Annotated in this window: 24 protein-coding genes; 16 read left to right on the top strand and 8 right to left on the bottom strand. The window is 66.3% G+C overall.

The window, feature by feature from the left end; genetic code table 11:
* Positions 1 to 27: 27 nt before the first annotated feature.
* Both VFW69_RS05485 and VFW69_RS05490 read right to left on the bottom strand, forming a co-directional pair.
* The gene (locus VFW69_RS05485; protein ID WP_526498953.1) at positions 28 to 576 is read right to left on the bottom strand and encodes a hypothetical protein; all 549 of its coding nucleotides are present in this window, start codon (positions 574 to 576) and stop codon (positions 28 to 30) included.
* A gap of 30 nt (positions 577 to 606) precedes the next feature.
* The gene (locus VFW69_RS05490) at positions 607 to 1188 is read right to left on the bottom strand and encodes a VOC family protein (RefSeq protein ID WP_526499068.1); all 582 of its coding nucleotides are present in this window, start codon (positions 1186 to 1188) and stop codon (positions 607 to 609) included.
* Between the two features lie 186 nt (positions 1189 to 1374).
* Here VFW69_RS05490 and VFW69_RS05495 point away from each other — a divergent pair, with 186 nt between their 5' ends.
* The 3 genes from VFW69_RS05495 (at position 1375) to VFW69_RS05505 (ending at position 5400) form a co-directional block, all read left to right on the top strand.
* A complete protein-coding gene (locus tag VFW69_RS05495) occupies positions 1375 to 1920 on the top strand; it encodes a TetR/AcrR family transcriptional regulator (RefSeq protein WP_526499069.1) in 546 nt (181 codons plus the stop codon).
* 14 nt (positions 1921 to 1934) lie between these two features.
* On the top strand, positions 1935 to 3065 hold the full coding sequence (locus tag VFW69_RS05500) for an alpha/beta hydrolase family protein (protein ID WP_526498955.1): 1131 nt from the start codon (positions 1935 to 1937) through the stop codon (positions 3063 to 3065).
* Positions 3066 to 3198: 133 nt separating this feature from the next.
* Entirely contained in the window at positions 3199 to 5400 is a 2202-nt protein-coding gene (locus tag VFW69_RS05505) for an acyl-CoA dehydrogenase family protein (protein WP_526498957.1), read from the top strand.
* A 132-nt stretch (positions 5401 to 5532) separates the two neighbouring features.
* Here VFW69_RS05505 and VFW69_RS05510 read toward each other — a convergent pair whose 3' ends face one another.
* Positions 5533 to 5838 (bottom strand): hypothetical protein, encoded by a 306-nt coding sequence (locus VFW69_RS05510; RefSeq protein ID WP_526498959.1) that lies wholly within the window; start codon positions 5836 to 5838, stop codon positions 5533 to 5535.
* 545 nt (positions 5839 to 6383) lie between these two features.
* Between VFW69_RS05510 and VFW69_RS05515 the strand changes: the two genes are divergently transcribed.
* Complete coding sequence (locus VFW69_RS05515; protein WP_526498961.1) at positions 6384 to 6743, top strand: ATPase; 360 nt, start codon at positions 6384 to 6386, stop codon at positions 6741 to 6743.
* Positions 6744 to 6784: 41 nt separating this feature from the next.
* Here the strand turns inward: VFW69_RS05515 and fadD2 are convergent, their stop codons facing one another.
* Positions 6785 to 8467, bottom strand: a complete 1683-nt coding sequence (gene fadD2 / locus VFW69_RS05520; RefSeq protein WP_526498963.1) for a long-chain-fatty-acid--CoA ligase FadD2 — start codon at positions 8465 to 8467, stop codon at positions 6785 to 6787.
* Between the two features lie 59 nt (positions 8468 to 8526).
* On the opposite strand from fadD2, the gene VFW69_RS05525 reads away from it, so the two are divergent.
* Positions 8527 to 9789 carry a DNA polymerase domain-containing protein gene (locus VFW69_RS05525; RefSeq protein ID WP_526498965.1) on the top strand — a complete coding sequence of 421 codons (1263 nt, stop codon included), beginning with the start codon at positions 8527 to 8529 and terminating at the stop codon, positions 9787 to 9789.
* A gap of 14 nt (positions 9790 to 9803) precedes the next feature.
* On the opposite strand, the gene VFW69_RS05530 is transcribed toward VFW69_RS05525, so the two are convergent.
* The gene (locus tag VFW69_RS05530; protein WP_526498967.1) at positions 9804 to 11207 is read right to left on the bottom strand and encodes an MFS transporter; all 1404 of its coding nucleotides are present in this window, start codon (positions 11205 to 11207) and stop codon (positions 9804 to 9806) included.
* A gap of 196 nt (positions 11208 to 11403) precedes the next feature.
* Here VFW69_RS05530 and VFW69_RS05535 point away from each other — a divergent pair, with 196 nt between their 5' ends.
* The 8 genes from VFW69_RS05535 (at position 11404) to VFW69_RS05570 (ending at position 19222) form a co-directional block, all read left to right on the top strand.
* Positions 11404 to 11988: an acyl-CoA-like ligand-binding transcription factor gene (locus VFW69_RS05535; RefSeq protein ID WP_526498969.1), complete on the top strand. Its 585-nt coding sequence runs from the start codon at positions 11404 to 11406 to the stop codon at positions 11986 to 11988.
* 57 nt (positions 11989 to 12045) lie between these two features.
* A complete protein-coding gene (locus tag VFW69_RS05540; protein WP_526498971.1) occupies positions 12046 to 13050 on the top strand; it encodes an ABC transporter substrate-binding protein in 1005 nt (334 codons plus the stop codon).
* A gap of 112 nt (positions 13051 to 13162) precedes the next feature.
* Complete coding sequence (locus tag VFW69_RS05545) at positions 13163 to 13837, top strand: 5-oxoprolinase subunit B family protein (protein ID WP_526498973.1); 675 nt, start codon at positions 13163 to 13165, stop codon at positions 13835 to 13837.
* Positions 13838 to 13904: 67 nt separating this feature from the next.
* A complete protein-coding gene (locus tag VFW69_RS05550) occupies positions 13905 to 14816 on the top strand; it encodes a 5-oxoprolinase/urea amidolyase family protein (protein WP_526498975.1) in 912 nt (303 codons plus the stop codon).
* A gap of 439 nt (positions 14817 to 15255) precedes the next feature.
* Positions 15256 to 16686, top strand: coding sequence for a nitrate/nitrite transporter (locus VFW69_RS05555; RefSeq protein ID WP_526498977.1), 1431 nt, complete (start codon positions 15256 to 15258; stop codon positions 16684 to 16686).
* An 89-nt stretch (positions 16687 to 16775) separates the two neighbouring features.
* Positions 16776 to 17927 (top strand): uroporphyrinogen-III synthase, encoded by a 1152-nt coding sequence (locus VFW69_RS05560; protein WP_526499071.1) that lies wholly within the window; start codon positions 16776 to 16778, stop codon positions 17925 to 17927.
* Positions 17918 to 18691: a sirohydrochlorin chelatase gene (locus VFW69_RS05565; RefSeq protein ID WP_526498979.1), complete on the top strand. Its 774-nt coding sequence runs from the start codon at positions 17918 to 17920 to the stop codon at positions 18689 to 18691. Before VFW69_RS05560 ends, VFW69_RS05565 begins: the two co-directional genes overlap by 10 nt.
* A 78-nt stretch (positions 18692 to 18769) precedes the next feature.
* Positions 18770 to 19222, top strand: a complete 453-nt coding sequence (locus VFW69_RS05570; RefSeq protein ID WP_526498981.1) for a TetR/AcrR family transcriptional regulator — start codon at positions 18770 to 18772, stop codon at positions 19220 to 19222.
* 15 nt (positions 19223 to 19237) lie between these two features.
* On the opposite strand, the gene nirD is transcribed toward VFW69_RS05570, so the two are convergent.
* Positions 19238 to 19606 carry a nitrite reductase small subunit NirD gene (gene nirD / locus VFW69_RS05575; protein ID WP_526498983.1) on the bottom strand — a complete coding sequence of 123 codons (369 nt, stop codon included), beginning with the start codon at positions 19604 to 19606 and terminating at the stop codon, positions 19238 to 19240.
* 10 nt (positions 19607 to 19616) lie between these two features.
* Entirely contained in the window at positions 19617 to 22196 is a 2580-nt protein-coding gene (gene nirB / locus VFW69_RS05580; protein ID WP_526498985.1) for a nitrite reductase large subunit NirB, read from the bottom strand.
* A 227-nt stretch (positions 22197 to 22423) separates the two neighbouring features.
* Here nirB and VFW69_RS05585 point away from each other — a divergent pair, with 227 nt between their 5' ends.
* A complete protein-coding gene (locus VFW69_RS05585; protein WP_526498987.1) occupies positions 22424 to 22873 on the top strand; it encodes an Hsp20/alpha crystallin family protein in 450 nt (149 codons plus the stop codon).
* Between the two features lie 69 nt (positions 22874 to 22942).
* Here VFW69_RS05585 and VFW69_RS05590 read toward each other — a convergent pair whose 3' ends face one another.
* Positions 22943 to 23704, bottom strand: a complete 762-nt coding sequence (locus VFW69_RS05590; RefSeq protein WP_526498989.1) for an isocitrate lyase/PEP mutase family protein — start codon at positions 23702 to 23704, stop codon at positions 22943 to 22945.
* A 105-nt stretch (positions 23705 to 23809) separates the two neighbouring features.
* On the opposite strand from VFW69_RS05590, the gene VFW69_RS05595 reads away from it, so the two are divergent.
* Both VFW69_RS05595 and sdhC read left to right on the top strand, forming a co-directional pair.
* Positions 23810 to 24115, top strand: a complete 306-nt coding sequence (locus VFW69_RS05595) for an Rv0250c family protein (RefSeq protein WP_526498991.1) — start codon at positions 23810 to 23812, stop codon at positions 24113 to 24115.
* A gap of 81 nt (positions 24116 to 24196) precedes the next feature.
* Entirely contained in the window at positions 24197 to 25024 is an 828-nt protein-coding gene (gene sdhC / locus VFW69_RS05600) for a succinate dehydrogenase subunit SdhC (RefSeq protein ID WP_526498993.1), read from the top strand.
* The last annotated feature ends 40 nt before the right edge of the window (positions 25025 to 25064 follow it).

The raw sequence follows: 25064 nt of genomic DNA on the forward strand, positions 1-25064 counted from the left end.
CTGAGCTCGAGTGAAACCTTCACCGGCTCATGGGAACAGCGGCAGATTCCAGAGCCGCATGCCGGGATCCAGCAGCCACAACCGCATCATGGTGAACCGTATGATGCGCACCGCGCTGGTGATCATGAAGATCGCCAGCGGCACCTCGACCAGCAGCGCCGTGATCACCGACAGCCAGATGTCCTTGGGGCCGGCGGTCATCAGGTCGAACCACGCGTCGCAGATCAGCAGGACCCCGGTGGTGAAGGCGGCGAGCACCAGCAGCTGACGGCGCAGGTACCCGAGCACCGCCGTCGTCAGCATGAACCCGACCAGCAGCACGTCGAAACCGATCCAGGTGATGGGCCAGTTGTGCGCGACGTAGTTCTCGGGCAGCGTCACCGACAGATACCCCAGCCACGGCACCATCGCCATGGAGCCACCGATCATCAGACTCAACCGGACGCGCCGCACTCGCGCCAGGAACTCCGGGTCGATCACGTCACCGAGCGGCTGCTCCAGCCGGGTGATCAGTTCCCGCCGTTGCTTGGGCGTCAGCGCCGCGATCTGCGCGTCGGTCAGAATGCCGTCGGTCATGCAAACATCCTCCGGCTCGGCCCGGTCGGATCAGTGAGCGGCGCCCACCGGGGGTCGGCGGTCCGCCGCGGTCTTGGGCACCGCCTGGGCGTCACCGCTTGCGAACTCCTTTACCCAGCACGCGAATTCAAGGGTGATGCCGTCGGGGTCCTGAAAATAGAACGAGCGCACGTACACGCCGGGATGCACGGTCGCGGACACCTGCATGGGGCTTTCGTCGTGGTTGAGCACCGGCCCGACCCGCACCCCTTTTTCCTTGAGGACCTGACGGTAGGCGTCGAACTTCTCCGCCGGCACATGGAAGGCCAGATGGTTCATGGTGCTGACGGCGCTGGTGATGTCACCGATGCCCGGGATGGCGCCCGGCGACGAGATCCCCGGCACCCGGTCGGGGGCGTCGGCGAACCAGAAGAACGCGACGCAGTCGCCGTTGCCGGCGTCAAAGAAGAAATGCTGGCCCGCTCCGTCGGGTAGATCCAGAGATTTGATCAGCGGCATGCCGAGGATGTCGCTGTAGAAGTCCACGGTTTTTGCCATGTCCGAACACACCAGCGCGACATGGTTGATCCCGCCGAGTTCGAATTCCGTGTTGATGTTGTGCGGCTTGATCATCTGGTGGCTCCCCTCGGTCCCCGGCTTGACGATCCTGGCCAAGATCCAAATCTGAATCTAACATCAGTTTCAGTTTTGGCCCAGGGAGGTGCGCAGGTGTCGACCGCGGCGTCCGCTGCTGGCCGGGACGGCCGGCCCGCCGGGCTTCCCACCGTTCGGGGCAGGCGAACGCAGGCAGCCATCGATATGGCCGCCCGGACCGTCATCGCGCGCAAGGGCGTCCTGGCCACAACCATCGCCGACATCGCCGCCGAAGCCGGACGGTCGGCGGCGTCCTTCTACAACTACTACGACTCCAAAGAGGCGATGGTGCGTCAGTGGGCGCTGCGCTTCCGCGACGAGGCCAACGAGCGCGCGCTCTCGGTGACCGAACATGGCTTGTCGGATCGGGAGCGCGCGCACGCCGCCGCTTCCGCGCACTGGCACACCTACCGCAACCGGCTCGCCGAGGTGACCAGCGTGTCGCAGCTGGCGATGATCAACGACGACTTCGCCCGATACTGGGCCGAGATTTGTGAGATACCAATCTCTTTCATAGCCGAGTCGGTCCGACGCGCGCAGGCTGACGGCTATTGCCCCGACGACGATCCGCGGCTGCTCGCCGAGGCCATCGTGGCGATGTTCAACCAGTTCTGCTTCATCCAGCTCGGTGGGGCCCGTGCGGTGGAACCCGACGATCAGGCGTGCATCCAAACCCTGGCCAATATCTACTACCGAGCCATCTATGCGTAAGGGGGACCGCTGAATTGACTCGTCGTACCGGTGCCGGAGTGATCCGCGAATTCGTCGGGCTGCCGTCCCGCACCGCGGGGCGCGCGGGCGCGGGCGGGCACCCGTGCCAGGGTCTGTATCACCGGGGGGTGGGACGCAAGCCCAAAGTGGCGATGATCGCCACTCACTACCAGATCGACTTTTCCGAGCACTATCTCGCCGACTACATGGCCACTCGCGGCGTCGGGTTTCTGGGTTGGAACACCAGGTTTCGCGGATTCGAAAGCAGCTTCCTGCTCGACCACGCGCTGGTCGACATCGGCGTCGGTGTGCGCTGGCTGCGTGAGGTCAAGGGCGTGGATACCGTTGTGCTGTTGGGTAATTCGGGCGGCGGCTCGTTGATGGCCGCCTACCAGTCGCAGGCCGCCGAACCGAACGTCACTCCGCTGGACGGGATGCGCCCGGCGGCGGGGCTGACCGAATTGCCCCACGCCGACGGCTACGTGGCCACCGCCGCCCATCCCGGGCGCCCGGAGGTGCTCACCGCCTGGATGGACGCCGCCGTCGTCGACGAGAACGACCCGGTCGCCACCGATACCGACCTCGACCTGTTCAACGAGCGCAACGGGCCGCCCTACTCGCCGGAGTTTCTCGCCCACTACCGCAGCGCGCAGACCGCACGCAACCACGCGATCACCGACTGGGCCGAAACCGAGCTCAAACGTGTTCGAGCGGCGGGGTTTTCCGATCGCCCGTTTTCGGTGATGCGGACCTGGGCCGATCCCCGCATGGTCGACGCCGGCATCGAGCCCACCAAACGGCAACCCAACATGTGCTACGCGGGCGTCCCGGCCAAGGCGAACCGCTCGGCGCACGGGATCGCGGCGGCCTGCACGCTGCGCAACTGGCTGAACATGTGGAGCCTGCGGGTGGCGCAGACCCGCGCCGAACCGCACCTGGCCCGAATCACCTGTCCCGCCCTGGTGATCAACGCCGAAGCCGACACCGGGGTGTTTCCCTCGGACGCCCAACGCATTTTCGACGCACTCGCCAGCACCGACAAATCGCGGGCCTCGGTGGACACCGACCACTACTTCACCACCCCGGGGGCACGCAGCGAGCAGGCCGACACCATCGCCCAATGGATCGGCAAGCGGTGGCGGTGAGAATTCTCGCCCATTTCGTTCCCGGCGTCTGCGCGACGGACAGCCACTGGCCCATGTCGTCAACCAACCGACTGGTTGTTAGCTTGGAAGGTACTTGGCCGACGCGGCCTCCTGCAGCAACGGAAGGCGACCAATGCCGATCGCGATAAATCCCGAGCATCAAGACCTGGCCGATTCCGTGCGATCACTGGTGGCGCGCATCGCGCCGTCCGAGACGCTGCATGCGGCCATGGAGACCCCGGTCGATAACCCCCCGCCGTACTGGCAGGCCGCGGCCGACCAGGGGCTGCAGGGCCTTCATCTCGCCGAATCCGTCGGCGGCCAGGGCTTCGGCATCCTCGAGTTGGCCATCGTGCTGGCCGAATTCGGTTACGGGGCGGTGCCGGGTCCGTTCGTGCCGTCGGCGATCGCCAGCGCCCTGATCTCCGCGCACGACCCGGACGCGAAGGTGCTCTCCGAGCTGGCGTCGGGCGCCGAAATCGCCTCCTACGCCTTGAATTGCTGTGCGTTGACCGCCACCCGGCAAGGCAATTCACTGGTGATCCGCGGCGAAGTCCGGGCGGTCCCCGCCGCGGCGCAGGCCACGCTGCTGGTGCTGCCCGTCGCGATCGACAGCGGCGAGGCATGGGTGGTGCTGCGCGCCGACCAGCTCGAGATCGAGCCGGTGAAAAGCCTGGACCCGCTGCGCCCCATCGCCGATGTGCGAGCCAATGCCGTCGAGGTCGGTGAGGACGTCGTGCTGACCAACCTGAGCATGGCGACGGCGCACGCGCTGATGACCACGCTGCTGTCCGCCGAAGCCATCGGTGTGGCCCGCTGGGCGACCGACACGGCCTCTCACTACGCCAAGATTCGCGAGCAGTTCGGCCGCCCGATCGGTCAGTTCCAGGCCATCAAGCACAAGTGCGCCGAGATGATCGCCGACACCGAGCGGGCCACCGCGGCCGTGTGGGATGCCGCCCGCGCGATCGACGACGCCCGCGAAAACAATTGGGACACAGCCGGTTCGCACGTCGACTTCGCAGCCGCCGTGGCGGCGACGCTGGCGCCGGCCGCCGCCCAGCGCTGCGCACAGGACTGCATTCAGGTGCACGGCGGGATCGGCTACACCTGGGAGCACGACACGAACGTGTACTACCGCCGGGCGCTGGTGCTGGCCGCCTCCTTCGGTCGCAGTTCGGACTACCCGCAAAAAGTCGTCGACACCGCCACCACCACCGGCATGCGCGCGGTGGATATCGACCTCGACCCCGACACCGAAAAATTGCGAGCAGAGATCCGGGCCGAGGTCGCCGGGCTCAAGGAGATCGAGCGGGAGCAGCGCAAGGTCGCCATCGCCGAGGGCGGTTGGGTGCTGCCCTATCTCCCGAAGCCATGGGGCCGGGCCGCCAGCCCGGTGGAGCAGATCATTATCGCCCAGGAGTTCGCCTCCGGGCGGGTCAAGCGCCCCCAGACGGGGATCGCGACCTGGATCGTCCCGTCGATCGTGGCTTTCGGAACCGAGGAGCAAAAGCAGCGGTTCCTGCCGCCGACCTTCCGCGGCGAGATGATCTGGTGCCAGCTGTTTTCCGAACCGGGCGCCGGATCGGATCTGGCCAGCCTTACCACCAAGGCCACCCGGACCGACGGCGGTTGGCGCATCACCGGCCAGAAGATCTGGACCACCGCCGCGCAGTTCTCGCAGTGGGGCGCGCTGTTGGCCAGAACGGACCCCAGCGCCCCGAAACACGGTGGCATCACCTACTTCCTGTTGGACATGCGCAGTGAAGGCGTCGACGTCAAGCCCCTGCGCGAGCTCACCGGCAACGCCATGTTCAACACCGTCTACATCGATGACGTGTTCGTGCCCGACGAGTGCGTGCTCGGTGAGGTCAACCGGGGCTGGGAGGTCAGCCGCAACACGCTGACCGCGGAGCGGGTGTCGATCGGCAGCAGCGAAGCGAACTTCCTGGCCACGCTGCCACAGTTTGTCGAGTTCGTTCGCGACGGCCACTTCGATCAGATCGCCCAGCAGCGGGCGGGCCAATTGATTGCCGAGGGCCATGCGGCCAAGGTGCTCAACCTGCGTTCGACGCTGTTGACGTTGGCCGGCGGGGACGCCATGCCGTCGGCGGCGATCTCCAAACTGCTGTCCATGCGCACCGGCCAGGGCTACGCCGAATTCGCGGTCTCCTCGTTCGGCACCGATGCCGCGATCGGCGACGCCAACCAACTGCCCGGCAAATGGGGCGAATACCTGTTGGCCAGCCGTGCCACCACCATCTACGGCGGCACCTCCGAGGTGCAGCTGAACATCATCGCCGAACGGCTGCTGGGCCTGCCTCGCGACCCGTAGAGCGTCGCAACAAAGGCTCGAATAGGGCCATGCCGACCTGACTAGGTCAGGCCGGCATGGTTCCCCCATACGCGGTCGGCCACCCCGAGGGTTGGCGTGTCGGCGATGGCCGTTACCGCGCGGAGATGGTGGTTACCACCACCAGTTCCACCAGTGCTGGGGGCCCCAGTAGCCACCGCCACGGCCCCAGTTGCCGTGCCCCCAATTGCCATGTCCCCGACCATCATGGCCGCCCCAGCCGCGACCGCCGGGGCGATCGGGGATGAAGCCCGGTCCGCTGTGCGGCCCAGCACTGGCGAAGCTCGTGGTGGGTGCGGGCGCAGGAGCGGCCTGAGCCATGGGAGCGCCGCCGAAAAGCAGCGCGCCGGCCACAGCTCCGGCACCTATGACACCTGCGGCCGCGCCGCGCAATGATCGCGGGGAGATCATCGAAGTCATTCCTTCCAACCACTTGCTATCACTAATAAAAACGTTAGGCGCACATTTCTCGGCAAACAAGGATATTTCGAATCTTTTCATTGTGAATTGAATAACATAAGCGTCTCCTGTAGCCAATATCTGATGCCATATCTCATACGTATTTGCGTAATCCAGTTATTCGCAAATACTGACGCTCGCGTCGGCTTGACCCTATTTGTACAGGCCGTAAGCCATCTACTGATGTACTGCTTTGCCGGCTACGCGTCTACTGATGTCTGCTTTTCCGCATTAGCGGATAGTCTGATTCACGCATCTTTTCGCAAAAGCCGGCCGCGGCATTGGCGGCGACGAGACAGCTTTTTCCGAGCAAACAGCTACTTTCACAATTTGCGACGCGATGTGCGGTGCGAGGCGGCGTTGCGTCCCGCAACTTCGCTTCACTAGACGGGGAGGCAGGCGGCCGGGCGACGCGACTTACGCTGGCGTCGGTGACAGAATCAGTATTGACACAACGGCACCGAGCGCTGATTTACTGATTGGCACTCACGGAGGAAGACACCGAAGTGAACTTCAACAGCAGCCACAGCGGACCCAGCGTCGGAACCTTTCGCGGCCCCAACTCGGCCAGCGGACCCACCGGAGACGCGGCCCCCACCGAGCGTCTCAGTCTCGGGCAGGGCGGCCAGCGGATAGCCAGCCCGCCGGCGGCGGGCCAGCAGGGACGCACCCAGCGGACGCGTCGAACCGTCGACCTGTCGGCAGCCACTCACCGCGCCCTCGACATCTGGCAGCGTGAAGCGGCCGACCGGTTGGGAGTCGCCCGGGTGACCGGGCAAGAGGTGCTCACCGCGCTCATCGACCAACTTCTGGTCGACCCCAAACTGACGGCGCAGATCACCCGCGCCATCAAAGACCGCCGCTGACCCTGCATGCAAACCAGGCCGGGGCCGCCAGCCCGAATGGGTTAATCGACGTCCATTTCGCGCAACTCGCGCTTGAGGATCTTGCCCGTGGGGTTTCGCGGCAGTTCGTCGAGGAAGACCACCTCACGCGGCACCTTGTACTTGGCCAACTGGTCCTTCACGTGCTTCTTGAGGGTGTCCTCGTCGACATCGGACCCCTCCTTCTTGACCACGAAGGCGCGCAGGCGGTGACCCCACTCCTTGTCTTCAACACCGAGGGCGGTGGCCTCCACCACCTCGGGATGCCCGCTGAGGCAATCCTCGACTTCGGCCGGGAACACGTTCTCGCCCCCGGACACGATCATCTCGTCGTCGCGGCCGCTGATGAAGAGCAGGTCGTTCTCGTCGAAGTAACCCACGTCGCCCGAGGACAACAGCCCATCGATGATTTGCTTCTTGCCGCCGCCGGTGTAGCCCTCAAACGGGAAGGCGTTGCCGACGAAGATCCGGCCGACTTCGCCCTGCGGCAGCTCCTTGCCGTTGTCGTCGTAGATCTTGATCTTGACACCTTTGACAACCGGTCCGGCCGTGGACGGGTTGTACTTCAAGTGTTTGGGCTCGGCGATGGTGGCGAATGCGATCTCGGTCGAGCCGTACATGTTGTAGATCACGTCCCCGAGCTCCTTGAGACCCCTCTCGGCCACGTCGGCGTTCAACGCGGAGCCGGAGACGAACACAATTCGCAGGCAAGACAGATCGGGCTGCTCATCCATCTTTTCCAGGGCTTCCAGCATCCGGGACAACATCACCGGGACGACGACGATTGCGGTCGTCTTGTACTTCGCGATGTCCGTCAACACCACGTCGGGCTTGAACTTTCGGTGCAGCACCAGAGTCGAGCCCAGGAACGCTCCAATGGTGGCGTGCAGGAAGCCCAGCGCATGGAACATCGGCGCGGGAAGCGCCGTCACCTCGCCCGCCTTGAACGGGACATGCGACAGGATGCCGCCGATCGGTGCGAGGGTCGGCGGGGTGCTGCGGTTCGCACCCTTCGGGGTGCCGGTGGTGCCGCTGGTCAGGATGATGATCGACGAATGCTTATCCGCCTTGGGTGCGGGCTTGCCGCTACTGCGTTCGATCAGGTCGGCAAGTGTCTCGTCTTTGCTGCCCGACTTCTTCTTATCGGAGTCGGGGTTGGTGCCCAGCGCCCGCAGCTTGCCCAGTGGCGGGTCTGCCTTGCTGACGTCCTCGCAGTATTCGTCGTCGTAGATGATCAGTTTGGCGTCCTCGCGCTCCGACACCTCCTTGATCTGTGGCCCGGAGAACGAACTGTTCAACAGGATGATGCGAGCACCGACTCGGGCGCACCCGAACTCGGCGATGGAAAACCAGCGGCTGTTGCGGGCCAGGATCGCGACGCCGTCGCCGCCTTTGACGCCAATGTCCAGCAGGCCGTGGGCAACCGCGTTGGCGGCGTCGTCGAGCTCCTTCCAGGTCAACTCGCCGTCATCGTCGATGATGGCCACCTTGTCCGGGGTGCGCCGGGCGTGCAGGGCGGGAAGCATCCCGATCTCGCCCCATTTGCGGATGTCGCTCACCATCGCGGCAAGGTTCTGGGGAGGCTCCAGCGGAAAGCCTCCGGCTTCGAGAATTTTGCGGACATAGTGCAGCTCCGCTAAACCGCGCTCCGCATATTGCTGAACCTTGGAAACCGCCTGCCCGGGCAGGCCGATCAGATTAGGCATAAATCCCACCCTATGTGACGTCCGTCGCATTACCAGGGGTAAGTACCCATCGACTTACGATGATGAACATGGGTCCGGTTTCGCTGGAGGTGGCCGGGCACCAGGTCTCGATCACCCATCCCGACAAGGTCGTGTTCGAAGCGCACCGGGGCTCGGGCCCGTACACCAAGCTCGACCTGGTCCGCTACTACCTGTCCGTCGCCGACGGGGCCCTGCGCGGCGTTGCGGATCGACCGATGATCCTCAAGCGCTTCGTCAAGGGCATCGCCGAGGAAGCCGTCTTCCAGAAGCGGGCGCCCGCCAACCGGCCGCACTACGTCGACGTCGCCGAGTTGCACTATGCGCGCGGCACCTCCGCCGCCGAGGCGGTCATCCATGACGCCGCCGGCCTGGCCTGGGCGATCAACCTGGGCTGCGTCGACCTCAACCCGCATCCGGTGCTCGCCGACGACCTCGACCACCCCGACGAACTACGGGTCGATCTGGATCCGATGCCCGGGGTCTCCTGGCGGCGCATCGTGGACGTCGCGCTGGTGGCGCGGGAGGTGCTCGAGGACTACGGCCTGACCGCATGGCCGAAGACGTCCGGATCGCGCGGCTTCCACATCTACGCCCGCATCGCCCCCCGCTGGGAGTTTCGCCAGGTGCGGCTGGCCGCGCAGACCGTTGCCCGCGAAGTCGAGCGGCGCCTGCCCGAGGCGGCGACCAGCCGCTGGTGGAAGGAAGAACGCGAAGGGGTGTTCGTCGACTTCAACCAGAACGCGAAGGACCGCACCGTCGCATCGGCGTACTCGGTGCGGGCGACTCCGGATGCCCGGGTCTCGACACCGCTGCAGTGGGACGAGGTCGCAGGCTGCAACCCCGAGGCGTTCACCATCGACACCGTGCCCGCCCGGTTCGCCGAAATGGGTGACCCCTGGGCGGGAATGGACGACGCAGTCGGCGAGCTCGACCGGCTGCTGGTGCTGGCCGAGGAGATGGGGCCGCCCGAACGCGCGCCGAAGGGGTCCGGCAAGCGCGCCAGCGGAGCGGCAGGCCGGAGGCAATCCAACATGCCGCTGATCGAGATCGCCCGCACCAAGACCAAGGACGAGGCGTTGGCGGCGCTGGACGTCTGGCGCGACCGCTATCCCGCGGTGTCCCGCCGCCTAGCGCCGGTCGACGTCCTGGTCGACGGGATGCGGGGGCCCAGTTCGATCTGGTACCGGATCCGGATCAACCTGCAGCACGTTCCCGAAGACCAACGGCCACCCCAGGAAGAGCTGATCGCCGACTACAGCCCTTGGGACGGATACGGCGGAAAGCAGAAGCCGTCGAGCTGACGCTAGGTCCTCGCCTAGATCCCCACCCGCGTTACCGCGTTGTGCTTACGCAGGTAGCAGTACCACGTGACGCCGAGCAGGACGAGGAAGAACACGATGTAGAACCGCAGCGCCGGTTCGATGCTGCCGAACTGCGACTTCGACCACGCGTACGCCAGCGGAACCACGAACCCGCCGAAGGCACCCACCGCCGAGATGACGCCGAGCGCCCCGGCCGCCTGGCGGCGCATGCCCACCATGGTGTCGGGATCACCCCCGGCCAGCTCGCCCTTGATCTTGAAGATCCGCGAGATCATCCGGTAGGTCGAGCCGTTACCGATGCCGGTCGCTACGAACAGGAACATGAAGCTGGCGAAGAAAGCCGGCAGGTTGACCGCCTTCGCCGACCACAGCGCGGCCGCCGCCCCGATCGCCAGCATCACGAAGCTGGCGGCGGTGATGCGGGCGCCGCCGATCCGGTCGGCCAGCTTGCCGCCGAGGGGCCGGATGACCGATCCGATGCCCGCACCCAGGAAGGCCCACGCCAGGGCGATGTCGCCGCGCCCGAAAACCGTCTTGAGCAGGGTCGGGAAGGCCGCCGAGTAACCGATGAACGACCCGAAGGTGCCGATGTAGAGCAGCGACATGATCCAGGTGTCGGGGTGCCGGAGCGACTCCAGCACCGGCTTCACGTCGGCCTTGGCCTCGGTGAGGTTGTTCATGAACAGGAACGCACAAACCGCGGCCACCACCGCCAGCGGCACGTAGCACAGTCCGGCGCGCGACAGCGCCATCCCCCCGCCGGCGATGACGATGGGCGGAATGATCTTCTGCACCACCGCGACGCCGATGTTGCCGCCGGCCGCATTCAGGCCCAGTGCCCAGCCCTTGTCTTTCTCCGGGTAGAAGAACGAGATGTTGGCCATCGACGAGGCGAAGTTGCCGCCGCCGAACCCGGCGGTCGCGGCGATCGCCACCAGCGCGCCGAACGGTATGTCGGGATGGCTCACCGCCCACGCCAGCAGCAGGCACGGGATGAGCAGCAGCGCCGCCGAGATGGTCGTCCAGTTGCGGCCGCCGAACAGCGGCACCGCAAAGGTGTAGGGCAATCTCAGGAACGCCCCGACGCCGCTGGGGACGGCGACCAGGAACAGGGCCTGGCTGGCGGTGAGCGCCCACCCGGACGCGGCGGGGTGGCCGGGATGTCCGGCACCGCCCACCGCGGTCATCTGCACCACCACGATGCTCCACAACATCCACACGCTGAATCCGACGTGCTCGGCGAAGATCGAGAAGATCAGGTTCCGCCGAGCGATCGGCTTGCCGGTGGCCTCCCAGAATTCGGGGTCTTCGGGCCGCCAGTCATCGATCCAGTGCCGTCCCGTATGGCGCTCGCGCTGGGGCGCGGGCTGCGATACGGGGCTGATGGTCGTGGTCATCTGGTGGGACTCCTGAGTTGGATGAGGCGCGGGCAGTGACCACTCGACGCTAAAGATGCACTGTTACCGGCCGGGGTGTGCGCAGTTACGTGGGCGATACGCAGAAATCGCAACGGCCCGTCCCCGTTTGTCAGAACTCCGCAACGCAAGGACGCCGCGAGCCCACGACGAGTGATCGATGCGCGACAATCGGCGCATGCAGGTGAGTGAGGCTCCGCTGGGCCTACGGGAGCGCAAAAAGATCAAGACCCGCCGCGCCATCCGGCGCGAGGCGTTTCGCCTCATCGAGCAGAACGGGTACGCCGCCACCACGGTCGAACAGATCGCTGAGGCGGCCGACGTGTCGCCGAGCACCTTCTTCCGCTATTTCGGATCCAAGGAATCGCTGCTGCTGGCCGACGACCTGGACCCGCTGATCCTGGACGCGCTGAAGGCCCAGCCGCGCGACCTGTCTCCAGCGCAGGCTTTCCGCCGGGCCTATGCGGCCGTCATCGCCCAGCTGCCCGACGACCAGCTGGAGTTCGAGAGCACCCGGCAGCGCCTGATGTTTTCGATACCCGAGCTCAAGGCGGCGATGTACGACGAGTACTACCGCACCGTGCGGGTCGCCGCCGAGGCGATCGCGCACCGGATCGGCCGTGCCGCAGACGATTTCGAAGTCCGAGTGTTCGCGGGGGCATTGACGGGTGCCATGATGGCCGCCTTCGACGGCGCGCCGAAGACCGCCGACACGATCTATCGCGCCTTAGATTTCATGGACGCGGGCATGCCGCTGCGCTGAAGGGCCGCGACCGCGCGGCGATGCATCTGTGCGGGCGGAACGCGATACTCTCACGCGATGCGACAGGGATGGAATCGACGGGGATTCTTGCAGCTCGCAGGGGCTGCGGGGGTTGCCGCGATCGGCGGTGCGACCGCGTTCTCTTCGGGATGCTCGTCACGCGAACCGGCTCCGGGAGCCACCCCGGGATCGGTAACGGTCACCCACCTGTTCGGTCAGACCGTCATCAAAGAAGCCCCCAAGCGTGTCGTCAGCGCCGGCTACACCGAACAGGACGACCTGCTCGCGCTCGGCGTCGTGCCGATCGCGGTGACCAACTGGTTCGGTGACCAGCCCTTCGCGGTCTGGCCGTGGGCGGCGCCCAAACTCGGCGGTGCGCAGCCGACGGTGTTGAACCTGGATAACGGCATTCCCGTCGACCAGATCGCCGGTCTCAAACCGGACTTGATCGTGGCCGTCAACGCCGGTCTGGACGCCGACACTTATCAGAAACTGTCCTCGATCGCCCCAACCGTCGCGCAATCGGACGGCGACGCCTTCTTCGAGCCGTGGAAAGAACAGGCCACCACCGTCGGCCAAGCGGTCTTCCAGGCCGACCAGATGAAATCGTTGATCGACGGCGTTGACCAGAAATTCACCGACGTCGGCAAAAAGAATCAGCAATGGACTGGCAAGAAGGCGCTGCTGATGCACGGCGCGCTGTGGCAAGGCACCGTCGCCGCCACCATGGCGGGCTGGCGGACGGACTTCCTGAATCAGCTGGGACTGGTCATCTCCGACACCATCAAGCCGTTCGGCACCGATCAGCGGGCCGTCATCCCGCGCGATCACATCAAGTCGGTGCTCGAGTCCGCCGACGTGGTGATCTGGACAACCCAGAGCCCGGACGATCAGAAGGCGATACTGGCCGACCCCGAAGTGGCCGGGTCGCTCACCACCGCGCAGAACCGCCACATCTTCACCACCAAGGACCAGGCCGGCGCGATCGCGTTCGCGTCACCGTTGAGCTACCCAATCATCGCCGACCAACTGCCCCCGCTGATCACCAAAATTCTGGGCTAGCCACCTGGGCGCGACGCGCCTGTTTGAGCGTTTGCTAAGGCAGCTCTGGCAGTGCTCGAAAATCCGTCATTACCCCTCGCACAGGCCCCGATCCCGGGGTTACCGTCGAGTAATGAGCGTGACGGATCTTAGCGGCGACCTGGCCCACAACCTGCCGACGGAGCTGGTCGGCAACACCGTTGTGGACTACGGCGACCGGGCGCTGATGGTGCAATGCGGCAGTACCGCCGAGGTACTGGCGTGGGCGGACGCGCTGCGCGCCGCGGCGATACCAAGCGTGGTCGACGTCGTCCCGGCGGCTCGAACGGTGCTGGTGAAGCTGGACGGTCCGCGCTACCAAGGCGTGATCCGCCAGCGGCTGCGCAAGCTGCGGGTGGCCGCCGCTCCGGACGCCTCCTCGGAGCGCCGCGCCGACGTGGTCATCGACGTCGTCTACGACGGTCCCGACCTCGCCGAGGTCGCCGGCCACACCGGTCTGAGGATCGCGGCGGTGATCGAGGCCCACACCGCCACGCTATGGCGGGTCGGATTCAGCGGATTCGCACCCGGTTTCGCGTATCTGGTCGACGGCGACCCGCGGCTGCGGGTGCCGCGCCGCCCGGAGCCGCGGACCGCGGTGCCGGCCGGCTCCGTCGCCCTGGCCGGTGAATTCAGCGCCGTATATCCGCGCCCGTCCCCCGGTGGTTGGCAACTCATCGGCCGCACCGACGCGGTGCTGTGGGATCTGGAGCGGCCGAACCCTGCGTTGTTGACCCACGGCATGTGGGTTCAGTTCCGGGCCGTCTAGCCCGTGGCGATCGCGAGCGCGGCGCGGCCGGGCGAAGCGGGTCGCCACCTTAGGTAAGGAGACAGTCGTGCCAATGCTGGAGATCTTGCGCACCGGACCGCTCGCCGTCGTCCAAGACCTCGGCCGCCCGGGACTGGCCCACCTGGGGGTGAGCCGGTCCGGAGCCGCCGACCGGCGCGCGCACAGGCTGGCCAACCGGCTGGTGGCCAACCCCGACGACCGCGCCACCGTGGAGGTGACGTTCGGCGGTTTCGCGGCCAGGGTGTCCGGCGGCGATGTCGACATCGCCGTGACGGGCGCGGACACCGACCCCACCGTCAACGGAATCAAGTTCGGCACCAACAGCATTCATCGGGTGCGTGACGGCGAAGTGATCTCGCTGGGCGCCCCTCGCGCCGGGCTGCGCAGCTACTTGGCGATCCGCGGTGGCATCTGCGTGGAGCCGGTGCTGGGCTCGCGCAGCTATGACGTGATGTCGGCCATCGGCCCGTCGCCGCTGCAGGCCGGCGACCGGCTGCCGATCGGCGAGCACACCGACGCCTATCCCGAACTGGACCAGGCACCGGTCGCGGCCATCAGCGCCCACGTCGTCGAGCTGTTCGTGGTGCCCGGGCCGCGCGACGATTGGTTCGTCGATCCCGACGCCTTGGTGCACACCGATTGGGTCGTGTCGGATCGCAGCGACCGGGTGGGGATGCGGCTGACCGGCCGGCCCCTGCAGCACTGCTTCCCGGACCGGCAGCTGCCCAGCGAGGGAGCCACTAGCGGCGCGATCCAGGTGCCGCCCAACGGTTTACCGGTGATCCTGGGTCCCGACCATCCTGTCACCGGCGGCTATCCGGTGATCGGCGTGGTGGTCGACGACGACGTCGACAAGATCGCCCAGGTGCGGCCCGGCCAAACAGTGCGACTGCACTGGGCGCGACCAAGGTCTTTGGTGGGCTCCCACTCCGGTGCCGCGAGTTGGCCGTCTTCCTAACGCAATTCGTCCGCAAATCGTTGGCAGACAACGGCGCTGTATTCCAGCTCACACGAGACTGCGCGGATGCGTGAAATCACTTGACGGCGCGGTCGATTCAGACTTGATGAATTGCGCATTCGCGTACCGATTGCCGCTCAGGGATCTACCAGATAATTGGTAAACAACTAACAGGCGATATTGGCCCGTTCCGGTTGACCCGCTTGCGTCGTAAATGTGAGCATCGGGCCTACGGCGGGGCATGCCCCATTATCCGGGGCGCCCAGGGTCGAAGCCAGCCACCGAACAACTCTCCCGTTATCGGGCGAGGGCGGTGACCCCTGGCACGGCGGCCGGCCGGATGCGGCAATTCGTGGGACCTGACGAGAGGGATCTGTATGCACGCCAACCGGTTCGGTGCTGTTGAGACACAGGCGAATTGCGCGACAAGCGGACGAGCATGAGCGTCGTGCCGATGGCAGGCCACGATCGGGCGGGCCGCGACCACCGCATCACGGACTGGAATCCGGAAGACACGGCGGCCTGGGAGGCCGGCAACAAGAAGGTCGCCCGGCGCAACCTGCTGTGCACCATCGCCGGTGACCACGTGGCGTTTTCGATCTGGACCCTGTGGCCCGTCATGGCGCTGTTCATGCCGGGGTCGGTCTACGGCTTCTCCGCCGGCGACAAGCTGCTACTGAGCGCGATCGCCACCCTGGTCGGTGGTTGCGCCCGGATCCCTTACACCTTGGGCATTGCCGCCTTCGGCGGCCGCAACTGGACGACCTTTTCGGCCTTCGTGTTGCTGATCCCGACGGCCGGCACGATTGTGTTGCTGGCCAATCCCGGTCTGCCGCTGTGGCCGTTCGTGCTGTGCGCGGCCATGACCGGGCTGGGCGGCGGCAACTACGCGGCCTCGCTGGCCAACGTCAACGCCTTCTACCCGCAGCGGCTCAAGGGCGGCGCGCTGGCCGTCAACGCCGGCGTCGCCAACGTGGGGGTCGCGGTGATCCAGCTGGTCGGACTGCTGGTGCTCGCCACCGCCGGGCACGAGGCGCCGTACTGGGTGTGCGCGGTGTACCTGGTGTTCCTTACCATCGTTGGCATCACGGCCGCGTTGTTCATGGACAACATCAACCACGGCACCCGGCTGAGCACCATGCGCTCGATCCTGTTCGAGCGCGACACCCAGGTGATCTCGCTGCTCTACATCGCCACCTTCGGCTCCTGGATCGGCTTTTCTTTCGCCTTCGGGCAGGTGATGCAGGTCAACTTCTCCGACAGTGGCGAAAGCCCGAAACATGCGGCGCTGCACGCCGCGCAGGTGGCCTTCATCGGGCCCCTGCTCGGCTCGCTGGCGCGCATCTACGGTGGCCGGCTGGCCGACCGCATCGGCGGCAGCCGCGTCACCCTGGGCGTCCTCGCCGGCATGACCCTGGGCGCCGGGCTTCTGGTCTTCGTCAGCACCCTGGACGACCACCACGCCGCGGCGCACTCCGCCAGCATGATCGGCTACCTCACCGGCTTCATGGCGCTGTTCATCCTGTCCGGCATGGGCAACGGCTCGGTCTTCAAGCTGATCCCCTCGGTCTACGAGGCGCGCAGTCGCTCGCTGGACATGAGCGAGGACCAACGCCGTCACTGGGCCCGCGCGATGTCGGGATCGCTGATTGGCGTCTGTTCGGCCGTCGGAGCGTTCGGCGGCGTGGGAATCAACCTGGCGCTGCGTCAGTCCTACCTGAGCACCGGCACGGAAACGTCGGCGTACTGGGCGTTTCTGGCCTCATACGTCGTGGCGGCGATCATGACCTGGATGGTCTACGTGCGCCGTCCCGCGTCGGCCCCGGGCCTGTCCGGGTCGGCGCCGGAAACCGAAGCCGCCCGTGTGTGAGCGGACTCGCAACGCGGGCAATGCCACAGCAATTGACAGGTAACGCAACCGAAACGTCGCAGGCATACACAATTCATATGGCCCCTCAACTGGCCCCGCCAGAGTCCGCGCCGCTGACCGGCTACCGGATCGCCGTCACGTCGGCGAACCGCGCCGAGGAGCTGTGCGCGTTGCTGCGCCGTAACGGCGCGGAGGTTTCCAGCGCCGCGGCCATCAACATCATCGCGCTACCCGAAGACGCCGAACTGCAGAATCACACCGAAGCGGTGATCGCCGAGCCCCCCGATATCCTGGTGGCGCACACCGGCATAGGCTTCCGCGGCTGGGTCGCCGCGGCCGACGGCTGGGGGCTGGCCACCCAACTGCTGGCGTCGCTTGCCAAGTCGCGGATCGTGGCCCGCGGGCCGAAGGCGACCGGCGCGTTGCGCGCCGCCGGGCTGCACGAGGAGTGGTCGCCCAAATCCGAGTCGTCACGCGAAGTCCTGCGCTACCTCCTCGACTCGGATGTCGCCGGCAAGCGCATCGCCGTCCAGCTGCACGGCGCGGCAGACGGGTGGGATCCGTTCCCGGAGTTCATCAACGCATTGCGGGCGGCGGGCGCGCAGGTGGTCCCCATCCATGTATACCGCTGGAAGCCAACACCGGCCGGCGGTGACTTCGACCAACTCGTCGCCTCGGTCGCGCGGCGACAATTCGACGCGGTGACCTTCACCTCGGCACCCGCCGGCGCGGCGTTGCTGGAACGCAGTCGCGAGTTGGGCATCGAAGATCAACTGCTGCAAGCGCTTCGCAGCGACGTGCACGCGATGTGCGTCGGCCCGGTCACCGCTCAGCCGTTGGTCCGTGCCGGGATCCCGACGTCGTCACCCGAGCGAATGCGGTTGGGCGCGTTGGCCCGCCACATCGCCCAGGAACTCCCGCCCCTGCGGTCGTGCACCATCCGAGCGGCCGGCCACGACATCGAGATCCGCGGAACCTGCGTGCTGGTCGACGGCTCGGTGAAGTCGCTGTCGGGATCGAGCATGGCAACGCTGCGCGCGCTGGCACAACGACCCGGCGACGTCGTCGCGCGCAACGACTTGTTACGAGTACTACCCGGCAACAGCAATGACCCCCACGCCGTCGATACCGCAGTGCTGCGGCTGCGAACGGCTCTGTGCGACAAGAACATCGTCGCGACGGTGGTCAAGCGCGGTTACCGGCTCGCGATCGACCATCCCGAAGATTCCCCATGGCATTGATCCTGGTAGCCCACGGCACCCGCAGACCGGGTGGCGTGGCGATGATCGAAGACCTTGCGGCACAGGTGAGCACACTCGTCCGCGGCACGGTGGACGTTGCCTTCGTGGACGTGGTGGGCCCTACCCCCAGCGAAGTCCTTGCACGCGCGAAGGCCGCCGACCGGGCCGCCATCGTGGTGCCCGCATTCCTGTCGCGCGGATACCACGTCCGGGCCGACCTGCCCGCACACGTCGAGATCAGTGGACACCCGAACGTGATCGTCACCCCCGCGTTGGGTCCCAGCGGCCAGATCGCCCGCATCGCCGGCGATCAGCTGCTGAAATGCGGTTGGCGAACGGGTGATTCGGTGATCCTGGCGGCCGCGGGAACATCGGACGACAAAGCCCGCGCCGATCTGCACACCACCGCGACGTTGTTGTCGGCGCTGACCGGATCGCGGGTGAGCCTGGCGTTCGCGGCCACCGGTGATCCGCGGCTGGCCGAGGCCGTGGATCGGGCACGGGCCCGGGCGCGCCGCGCAGGCGGACGCGTCGTGCTCGCCTCATATCTACTGGCCGACGGCCTGTTCCAACAACGGCTGCACAACTGCGGCGCCGACCTGGTCAGCGAGCCGCTGGGCACCCATCCCGGGTTGGCGCGCCTCGTCGCGAACCGATTCCGGCGGGCCCTGCCGCCGATCCTCGCCCCCACCGCCCGGCACACGTCGCGCCGATCGAGCCTGCATCAGCTGGCCCATGCGCGCCCCGCGCGTTCCCTTCCCTAGCGCAAAACGCTTGCTGGCGAGGCGCGCCGGTGTCCGGCATTCCTTGATCTTTGGTCGCAGACGGGTGATCCTGGCATCATGCCCCGTCGCGAAGAGCCGTCGCATGGGATCCTCGACCCGGTCGCCAAGATGCTGCGGTTGCCATTCGGCACACCGGAATTCATTGACCGGATCGTCACCGGAGGGGTCAACCAGGTGGGCCGCCAGACCCTGCGGATGCTCATTACGACGTGGGACGCCGCCGGTGGCGGCCCGTTTGCGGCCAGTGCCCTGGCGTCGACGGGGATGGCCAAGACCACCGAGATCGTGCAAAACATGTTCGTCGGCCCGGTGTTCGGCCCGCTGCTGAAAATTCTCGGCGCCGACAAGGCGGCCCTGCGCGCCTCGTTGTGCGCCTCGCAGTTAGTGGGCCTGGGCATCATGCGCTATGGCATCCGATCCGAGCCGCTGCACTCCATGTCGGTGGACGCACTCGTCGACGCGATCGGGCCGACGATGCAGCGCTACCTGGTCGGCGACATCACCCGGTGAACCCGGCTGTCGGGCTCAGGCAGCCCGCGGCAGGTAGTCGCGCGCGACCTGAACATAGCCGTCGTCGGTGACCCGCACCGGGTAGACCGGCACCGAAACGGCCGGATCATCCAGGCAGGAACCGTCTTCGAGCGAGAACGCCTGCTTCAAGATGGGCGACTGAACCGTGACGCAGCCGTCGCGGTCACCCACGATTCCGCGGGAGAGCACCGCGGCCCCAGAGAAAGGGTCGACATTGCCCACCGCGTACACCGAGCCGTCGTCGAGCCGGAACAACGCCGCTTGGGAACCGTCGTCGAGCAGCACGCCGACGCCGCGACCCGGAATGAGGTGCTCGTAAGCGCACGCGCTGGTCCACACCGCAATGTCGTTGAGAAGTGTCATGATCGGTTCCTCATTCCTCCGTTGTCGTTTCACGGATCCGCGGCATGCCAATGGACACAGGGATTTTGCGGCCGGCATGCTCGGTGAACGCCACCGTCGAGTCGACGGCGTCCGGGGCGTTGACGAACGACACGAACCGCGACAGCTTGTCCGGGTCGTCGAGCACGCCCTTCCATTCGCACTTGTAGTTCTGGACATGCCGCTCCATTGCGGATTCGAATTCCCCGGCCAGGCCGAGCGAGTCGTCGCACACGACCTCGCGCACGTGGTCGAGCCCGCCGTCGAGCGAGTCGACCCACGGCGCCGTGCGTTGCAGCCGGTCGGCCGTGCGGATGTAGTACATGACGAACCGGTCGACGTAGCGGACCAGCGTTTCGGTGTCCAGATCGCTGGCCAGCAGCTGCGCGTGCTTGGGCGTCATGCCGCCGTTGCCGCCGACGTACAGGTTCCAGCCCTTTTCGGTGGCGATGACGCCGACGTCCTTGGACCGGGCTTCGGCGCACTCCCGCGCGCAACCCGAGACGCCCATCTTGATTTTGTGCGGGGCCCGCAGGCCGCGGTAGCGCAGTTCCAAATCGATGGCCAGCTGCACCGAATCCTGCTGCCCGTAACGGCACCAGTCGGTGCCCACGCAGCTCTTCACCGTGCGCAACGCCTTGCCGTACGCGTGGCCGGATTCCATGCCGCCGTCGACCAGGCGCCTCCAGATCTCGGGAAGTTGGTCCACCCGGGCGCCGAACAGGTCGATCCGCTGCCCGCCGGTGATCTTGGTGTAGAGCCCGAAGTCCTGGGCGATCTGGCCGATCAGAATCAAATGCTCTGGCTTGATGTCACCGCCGGGAACCCGGGGCACCACCGAGTAGCTGCCGTTCTTCTGGATGTTGGCCAGGAAGTGGTCGTTCGAATCCTGCAACGAGGCCTGCTCGCCTTCGAGGATGTGGTCCGACCCGGTGGAGGCCAGGATGGAGGCGACCACGGGTTTGCAGATGTCGCAACCCTTTCCGCGGCCGAAGCGCTCCAGCAGCCCCGAGAAGGTCCGGATCTCGGTGGCGGAGATGATCTCGAAAAGCTCCGCCCGCGATTGGCTGAAGTGCTCGCACAGCGCCTTGGACTGTTCCACGCCCTCGGCTTCCAGCAGCTGCTTGAGCAGCGGGACGCACGACCCACACGAGGTGCCGGCCGAGGTGCACGCCTTGAGCGCGGGGACATCGGCGCAGCCGTCGACGATCGCGCACTTCAGATCGCCCTTGGTGACGTTGTTGCACGAGCAGATCTGCGCCGAATCCGGCAGCGCCCCAATGCCCAACGCGGTAGCGCCGGCGGAGGAGGCCGGCGCGATCAGCGCGAGCGGGTCGCCGGGCAGCTCGCTACCGACCATGGGCCGCAGCACCCCGTAGGACGATGCGTCGCCGACCAGCACACCGCCGAGCAGCGTCTTGGCGTCGTCGGAGAGTACGAGCTTGGCGTAGGCGCGATTGACCGCATCGTTGATGGCGACCTCGAGGCAGTTCTCTGTCGTCCCCATCGCGTCGCCGAAGCTAGCCACGTCGACGCCCAGCAGCTTGAGCTTCGTGGACAGGTCCGCCTCGCCGAACTCCGCGACGCCGTCCAGCATCCGGTCGGCCACCACCTCGGCGGAGGTGTAACCCGGTCCCACCAGGCCGTAACACCGACCGCCGATCGCGGCGACCTCACCGATGGCGTAGATGTCGGGATCGCTTGTCTGGCAAGCTACGTCGGTCAGCACCCCACCACGCTCGGCGCGCGTCAGCCCGGCGGCGGTCGCCAGCTCGTCGCGCGGCCGGATGCCGGCCGCGAAGATCACCAGGCCGGCGTCGATGACCTGGCCGTCGCTCAGACTCACCCGCACCGAGGTGGTGCCGTCGGAATGGTTGACCGCCTCGATCGCTTCGGTTCCGGTGCCGACGTGCACCGAGATGCCGAGTTCGCCGATCATCCTGGCCAGCAGCGCACCGCCGGCCTCGTCGATCTGCTGGGCCATCAGCCGCGGCATCATCTCAACAACGTGGGTCCGCAACCCGAACTGGCGCAGCGCATTAGCGGCTTCCAGCCCGAGCAGGCCGCCGCCGATCACGACACCTGCGGTGGCGTGCGAAGTTTCGACCGTGCGCTGGGCGTCGGCGCGGATGCCGTCGAGGTCGTCCAGCGTGCGATACACGTGACACGCGGGCAGATCGTGACCCGGCACCGGCGGCACGAAGGCGTACGACCCGGTCGCCAGGACCAACGTGTCGTACCCGTGTCGCCGACCGTCGGCGGTCACCACCGTCTTTGCGGCGCGGTCTATCTCGATGACTCGCTGGTTGAGCACGAGCCGGACCCGCTCGTCACCCTCGTATTCGTTGCCGGGCAATGCCAGTAGCTTGCGATCCCAGCTTTCGGTGTAAGAGGTCAGGCCCACGCGGTCGTACGCTGCGTCGGTCTCCTCGGCGAAAACCGTGATGCGCCACAGCCCCTCGGTGTCACGGGCGCGGAGCGCCTCGACGAACCGGTGCCCCACCATGCCATGTCCGACTACGATGATGTGACGAGGCGCACAGCTGGCACCCCAAATCCCGTCTGCAGACATGGCTTTGAGAGTAACGGCCAGAAATTACGTTCTTTTCGCGCAATGTGACGGTCCTATGACGAGGATCTCACAACTCACAGGAAGGCCTGTGAGTGATCGCTCGCTGCCGGTGAACGCCGAGATGGAACTTAAGCGGGGTCGACTCATGTTTGTACTGGTAGCCGGTCGCAGAGGCACCGGTCACAGGAATCTCACAATCAAGCTCAAGGAATTAGAAGGGAAGCGCCATGAGTGCCCTCGCATTGTGGTCGCGACCGGCCTGGGACACCGACCGGTGGTTGCGCGACTTTTTCGGCCCCGCCGCCGCGGCGGACTGGAACACTCCGGCGACCAGCGGTTTCAAGCCCGCCGCCGAGATCGTCAAGGACGGCGACGACGCGATCGTACGTGTCGAACTTCCGGGCGTTGACGTCGACCAGGACGCCAACGTAGAGGTCGACCGCGGACGGTTGGTCATCCACGGCGAGCACCGCGACCGGCGTGCCCAAGACGAAGGGGAAGATGCTGGCCGCACGCTGCGGGAGATCCGGTACGGATCGTTCCGCCGGTCGTTCCAGCTGCCAGGCCACGGCACCGGCGACGCCATCACGGCGACCTATGACGCCGGCGTGCTGACGGTGCGGGTCACCGGTGCGTACGCAGACAACCAGGCGCAGCGCATCGAGATGACCAAATAATCTCCGGCCAGTTCGGAGAAAGTAGCCGAATCCGGCGGGGTCGCAACGGCTCCCGCCGGGTTCAGCGCGTCAGCCCCAGCGGGCCAGCAGCTCTTTGGCCCGGGTCGCCAGCGCGGCCTGCAGGAACGGCCCGAAGCTGATGCGCGCCACACCCAGCGGGCCGAAGGAGGCCGGGTCGTCCTGGTCAGGCAGCGCGATCGCGTTGACCGGCAACTCCAACTCAGCGGTCAAGCGCCGTAACGTGTCGGGGTCGTGGCGGCCCACCGGATACAACACGTCGGCGCCGGCGGCAGCCGCCTGATTCAGGCGTGCCACCGCGCGCTCGACGCGATCAGACGCCTCGCCGTCCTGACGCAGGAACAGATCCGTGCGGGCATTGATGACGACGTGCACCCCGGCCGCGTCGGCGGCCGACCGCAGCGCGCCGACCAACTCGGCGTGTTCGTCGGCGGACCGCAACCGCTTGCCCTCCGAGTGCACGGTGTCCTCGATGTTCAGCCCGACGGCCCCGACGCCCAGCAGGCCCTCGATCAGCCGGCCCGCCGGCTGCCCGTAGCCGGATTCGATGTCCACCGACACCGGGACGTCGACCGCAGCGGTGATCTGTGCGACCCGGGTGAGGACATCGTCGAAAGACATGCCCTCGTTGTCGGGTTTGCCGATCGAGTCCGCCATCGGGTGACTGCCCACGGTGAGGGCGGCGAATCCGGCGCCGGTGGCCAACCGCGCCGACCAGGCATCCCAGACGGTCGGCAGGATGACCGGGTCGCCCGGCCGGTGGAGTTCCAGCAGCGTGGCGGCCCGCTCGGCCGGTGTGGTGCGTCCCGTCATAAGTGCTTGCTCCCTCGGCATCCGGCTCAACGAACTGACGTCTGGCCTGTGCCGTGGATAGTATCGAGGGCGTACTGTGATCCGAAACACTGCCGAGGAGATCCGTTGACGAGCACGACTGGGACGACCGAATTCGCCGAACTCCACGACCTCATCGGCGGCCTGCGGCGGTGCGTGAGTTCCCTGCGGGCGCGATACGGCGACAGCCCGGCCATGCGGCGCATCGTCATCGACGCCGATCGCATCATGTCCGACGTCGACCTGCTCGACACCGACGTGTCCGAATTGGACCTGGCCGGCGCCACCGTGCAGCAGTCGGGCGACAAGATCGTCATTCCAGACACCCAGTACGACAGCGAATTCTGGCGCGATGTCGACGACGAGGGTGTCGGCGGTCACAACAGGGCCTGAACAACTTAAGCCCCCCAGAAAAGGGGGGCTTCTCTCTGTGTACCCTTCGACCTACAGCCCGTTCGAAGAGGAACACAGTAAATGAGCGCACCTACGGCGAACCGTCCTGCGTCCGGTGTCTTTTCACCCACGCGCGCCCGCATCCAGCAACGCACCCTGCGCACCGACCGGTGGTGGATGTCGCCGCTGCGAATCGATCTCGGCTTCGCCGCCTTCCTTATTTATGCGACAGCGCGGGCATTTCAACAGAACTACTTCTTCGTCCCCAAATACCACTACCTGACGCCCTTCTACTCGCCCTGCGTGAGCAGGGGTTGCGGTGAGGCCGGCGACATCTGGCCGCAGTTCCTGCCGGATGTGTGGTGGCTACCGTACGCGGCACTGTCGCTGCCGTTCCTGCTGCTGTTCCGGTTGACCTGCTACTACTACCGCGGCGCCTACTACCGCACGGTGTGGCAGTCGCCCAGCGCCTGCGCGGTGGCCGAGCCCCGCGTCCACTACACCGGCGAGACCAAGTTCCCGCTGATCATCCAGAACACCCACCGGTACTTCTTCTACATCGCAGGCATCATCTCGGTGATCAACACCTACGACGCCATCGTTGCGTTCCACTCCGACAGCGGACCCGGTGGATTCGGCTTCGGCTTGGGCAATTTGATCCTGCTCGGCAACGTCATCATGCTGTGGATCTACACGCTTTCCTGCCACTCCTGCCGGCACGTGACCGGCGGGCGGCTCAAGCACTTCTCCAAGCACCCTGTGCGGTACTGGATCTGGACCCAGGTCAGTGTCATCAACACCCGGCACAAGCTGTACGCGTGGATCACGCTGGGCACCCTGATGCTCACCGATTTCTATGTCGCTCTGGTGGCCAGCGGCACCATTCCTGACCTGAGATTTGTTGGCTGACAAGCCATTTCGAAATAGATCAGAATTTAGCTAGCGAGGG

The sequence above is a fragment of the Mycobacterium sp. genome (assembly GCF_036273375.1).
GTDB lineage: Bacteria > Actinomycetota > Actinomycetes > Mycobacteriales > Mycobacteriaceae > Mycobacterium.

Excerpts from the sequence above, each read along its gene's own strand:
- VFW69_RS05590 (WP_526498989.1), bottom strand. The coding sequence starts at position 23,704 with ATGACGGGACGCACCACACCGGCCGAGCGGGCCGCCACGCTGCTGGAA.
- VFW69_RS05525 (WP_526498965.1), top strand. The coding sequence starts at position 8,527 with ATGATGAACATGGGTCCGGTTTCGCTGGAGGTGGCCGGGCACCAGGTC.
- nirD (WP_526498983.1), bottom strand. The coding sequence starts at position 19,606 with ATGACACTTCTCAACGACATTGCGGTGTGGACCAGCGCGTGCGCTTAC.
- VFW69_RS05545 (WP_526498973.1), top strand. The coding sequence starts at position 13,163 with ATGAGCGTGACGGATCTTAGCGGCGACCTGGCCCACAACCTGCCGACG.
- VFW69_RS05490 (WP_526499068.1), bottom strand. The coding sequence starts at position 1,188 with ATGATCAAGCCGCACAACATCAACACGGAATTCGAACTCGGCGGGATC.
- VFW69_RS05495 (WP_526499069.1), top strand. The coding sequence starts at position 1,375 with ATGGCCGCCCGGACCGTCATCGCGCGCAAGGGCGTCCTGGCCACAACC.
- VFW69_RS05585 (WP_526498987.1), top strand. The coding sequence starts at position 22,424 with ATGAGTGCCCTCGCATTGTGGTCGCGACCGGCCTGGGACACCGACCGG.
- VFW69_RS05565 (WP_526498979.1), top strand. The coding sequence starts at position 17,918 with ATGGCATTGATCCTGGTAGCCCACGGCACCCGCAGACCGGGTGGCGTG.
- VFW69_RS05485 (WP_526498953.1), bottom strand. The coding sequence starts at position 576 with ATGACCGACGGCATTCTGACCGACGCGCAGATCGCGGCGCTGACGCCC.
- sdhC (WP_526498993.1), top strand. The coding sequence starts at position 24,197 with ATGAGCGCACCTACGGCGAACCGTCCTGCGTCCGGTGTCTTTTCACCC.
- VFW69_RS05505 (WP_526498957.1), top strand. The coding sequence starts at position 3,199 with ATGCCGATCGCGATAAATCCCGAGCATCAAGACCTGGCCGATTCCGTG.
- VFW69_RS05570 (WP_526498981.1), top strand. The coding sequence starts at position 18,770 with ATGCCCCGTCGCGAAGAGCCGTCGCATGGGATCCTCGACCCGGTCGCC.
- VFW69_RS05510 (WP_526498959.1), bottom strand. The coding sequence starts at position 5,838 with ATGACTTCGATGATCTCCCCGCGATCATTGCGCGGCGCGGCCGCAGGT.
- fadD2 (WP_526498963.1), bottom strand. The coding sequence starts at position 8,467 with ATGCCTAATCTGATCGGCCTGCCCGGGCAGGCGGTTTCCAAGGTTCAG.
- VFW69_RS05530 (WP_526498967.1), bottom strand. The coding sequence starts at position 11,207 with ATGACCACGACCATCAGCCCCGTATCGCAGCCCGCGCCCCAGCGCGAG.
- VFW69_RS05535 (WP_526498969.1), top strand. The coding sequence starts at position 11,404 with ATGCAGGTGAGTGAGGCTCCGCTGGGCCTACGGGAGCGCAAAAAGATC.
- nirB (WP_526498985.1), bottom strand. The coding sequence starts at position 22,196 with ATGTCTGCAGACGGGATTTGGGGTGCCAGCTGTGCGCCTCGTCACATC.
- VFW69_RS05555 (WP_526498977.1), top strand. The coding sequence starts at position 15,256 with ATGAGCGTCGTGCCGATGGCAGGCCACGATCGGGCGGGCCGCGACCAC.
- VFW69_RS05540 (WP_526498971.1), top strand. The coding sequence starts at position 12,046 with ATGCGACAGGGATGGAATCGACGGGGATTCTTGCAGCTCGCAGGGGCT.